Consider the following 2,099-nt stretch of genomic DNA (forward strand, 5'->3'; position numbering starts at 1 on the left):
TGCGTATTCCGGCGAACGTGACCGGTCATTCCGGTGATCGTGACCGATTTGCACACGGCCTTCACGCTGGAACGGGTTTTGTACTCTGAGCGGTCACGATGGGTCAATCGATACCGCGTTTTGAGCGTTAGCCTTTCTCAGTGATTCCCCCTTCAGATTGAGCCGGTGGGCGCCGTGCAGGAGCCGGTCCAGGATGGCGTCGGCGAGCGTGGCGGAGCCGATGTACTCGTGCCAGTGTTCGGTGGGTAGCTGACTGGCAATGAGCGTTGAACCACGTCCATGACGGTCCTCGATCACCTCCATCAGATCCTGTCGTTGCTGGGCATTGACCTTCTGCATGCCCCAGTCATCTAGAATCAGCAGATCGGTTTTCAACAGCTGCGTCATCAGGCGGGCGTAGCTGCCATCGCCGTGGGCGATCCGCACTTGCTCGAACAGCCGTGGCACCCGCAAGTAGCGGACGGATAGCCCTTGGCGGCAGGCCTGGTTGCCCAGGGCGCAAGCCAGCCATGTCTTGCCACAGCCGGTGGGACCGGTGATACACAGATTCAGCGATTGACCGATCCAGTCACAGCTGGCCAGGCCTGCCATACGGGAACGTTCCAGCCCTCGCGGGTGGCGATAGTCGATGTCTTCGATGCAGGCCTGCACGCGCAAGCGAGCAGCCTTCAGTAGCCGGTCCAGCCGACGGTTCTCCCGGTGCAGCACTTCCCGGTCTACCAGCAGGGCCAGGCGCTCCTCGAACGCCAGGTCATGGGTTGCGGGCTGCGCCCGCTGCTGTTCCAAGGCGTCGCACATGCCCGTTAGCTTGAGGTGGCGCAGGGTGTTGAGTGTGTTGTGAGTCAGCATAGGTCTCTCCGGGATCAGTGGTAGTAATGCGGGCCGCGAACGTTGGTGTGCGCCGGCAGGTCGGTCAGGTCACGCTCATCGTCGGCCAGAGGCAGCGGGAACTGGTCCAGCCCCTGTTTCAGGATCGAGGTGATGCTCTGGTAGCTGGCCGACTTAATCGACAGCGCCCGGGCACAGGCTTGTTCAAGGCGTTCACGGCTGTAGCGCCGACTGAGACTCAGCAATCCCAAACAAGCGCGGTAGCCATGCTCTGGATGAGGGCGGTCCTTGAGCTGGCTCTGCACCACCTCCAGCGTGCCGGGGCCGATGTCCTTGGCCCAGTTGAGGAAGCGCTGCGGCGACCAGTCCTTGTGGGCCTGATGCGCCTTGGGCATGTGTTCGGTCAGGGTTACGAAGCGGCTCTTCCCGTGGCGGGGATGTAATGCCACCCGCTGGCCCTTGTGCATGACCTCCAGGGCGGTATCCGTTAACCGTACGTCCAGAACCAGCCCCACCAAGGCGTGAGGTACGCTGTACAGGCGTTTGTCGACCTCGATGTGGTAGTCGATGCCTGGCCTGGCCTTGCGCCATTCGGCGTAGGTATAGGGCGCTACTGGCAGAGGCCGCAGTGCCGGTCGATCAAGTGCGTCGAACAGGCTCTGACGGCTCTCGGTTCGACCCTGGAACAGGCGCTGGTTCAGGGCTGGTAGCAACGCTGCAATGGCGGCATTGAGTTCGGCCAGGGAGAAGAACATCTGATGCCGTAAACGGGCCAGGATCCAGCGCTCGACCAACAGCACCGACGTCTCGGCCTTCGCCTTATCCTTGGGCTTGTAGGGCCGTGCTGGCAATACCGCCGTCTGGTAATGGCAGGCCAGCTCAGCATAGGTCTCGTTGATCGTCGGACTGTAGCGGTCCGCCTTGGTCACCGCCGCCTTGAGGTTATCCGGAACCAGCAGTTCCGGTACCCCGCCAAAGAACCTGAACATCCTTTGGTGGGAGGCGATCCAGTCTGGAAGGCTCTGGCTCCAGGTAGCCTCGGCGAAGGTGTAACTGGACGCGCCCAGCACTGCCACAAAGACCTGGGCCTTGCGCACCTCACCGGTAGAGCGGTCCACCACCGGCACAGTAGGGCCGCAGTAATCGATAAAGATCTTCTCGCCAGCCCGGTGGACCTGTCGCATGCTGCGGCGCTGCCGGCCACGCCAGAGCCGGTAGTGGTGGCAGTACTGGCTGTAGCGATACGCCTTGTCGCCGTGGCGTTCTACGTA

Annotated in this window: 2 protein-coding genes; both read right to left on the reverse strand. The window is 62.2% G+C overall.

Annotation, left to right across the window (positions count from 1 at the left end; translation table 11 throughout):
* Nucleotides 1-93: 93 nt before the first annotated feature.
* On the reverse strand, nt 94-849 hold the full coding sequence (gene istB, locus H4J77_RS19365; protein WP_153274255.1) for an IS21-like element helper ATPase IstB: 756 nt from the start codon (nt 847-849) through the stop codon (nt 94-96).
* Between the two features lie 14 nt (nt 850-863).
* A partial coding sequence (istA, locus tag H4J77_RS19370; protein ID WP_182250082.1) for an IS21 family transposase occupies nt 864-2,099 on the reverse strand: 1,236 nt, incomplete at its 5' end.

It is taken from the genome of Pseudomonas sp. 5Ae-yellow (assembly GCF_014077575.1).
Taxonomy (GTDB): domain Bacteria; phylum Pseudomonadota; class Gammaproteobacteria; order Pseudomonadales; family Pseudomonadaceae; genus Halopseudomonas; species Halopseudomonas neustonica.